General features: G+C 45.3%; 1 tRNA gene and 1 rRNA gene. Both read right to left on the bottom strand.

The window, feature by feature from the left end:
* Positions 1-303: 303 nt before the first annotated feature.
* Positions 304-379: transfer RNA gene (locus UF06_RS07030), tRNA-Glu, on the bottom strand.
* 67 nt (positions 380-446) lie between these two features.
* A 16S ribosomal RNA gene (locus UF06_RS07035) occupies positions 447-689 on the bottom strand; the annotation flags it as partial.

Genomic DNA, 689 nt, shown 5'->3' on the forward strand with positions numbered 1-689 from the left:
GTACGCTTAGTCACTTAACCATACAACCCGAAAGGGTCTTTGTTAAACAACCAAGGTTCGCTATCTCATTATTTGAATGAGCGAGATAGCATTGATTTGCCGGACTCAATTTTGAATCGTCACTATAACAGTGACATTCCCAAGAACACTTGAATGTGTTTTGTTGGTGTTTGTCTTAAAGACAAACATTGAGAACTTTACAAACAACAATAAATTGTTGTTTTGTCAGCTTTCCAAATTGTTAAAGAGCAAGATTTCTTTCGAAACCATGTTTAAAAACTCTCAAGGGAGAGTATTTAAAGATGGTATCCCGTAGGGGAGTCGAACCCCTGTTACCGCCGTGAAAGGGCGGTGTCCTAGGCCTCTAGACGAACGGGACACTAAGATACTCTAAACTTTCTAAACCGTATCAATCTGTGTGGACACTCATCGCAATAATCATCGTATAAGGAGGTGATCCAGCGCCAGGTTCCCCTAGCGCTACCTTGTTACGACTTCACCCCAGTCATGAACCACACCGTGGTAAACGCCCTCCCCGAAAGGTTAAGCTATCTACTTCTGGTGCAGCCCACTCCCATGGTGTGACGGGCGGTGTGTACAAGGCCCGGGAACGTATTCACCGTGGCATTCTGATCCACGATTACTAGCGATTCCGACTTCATGGAGTCGAGTTGCAGACTCCAATCCGG

It is taken from the genome of Vibrio sp. S234-5 (assembly GCF_000960595.1).
In the GTDB taxonomy this organism is placed as follows: Bacteria; Pseudomonadota; Gammaproteobacteria; order Enterobacterales; family Vibrionaceae; genus Vibrio.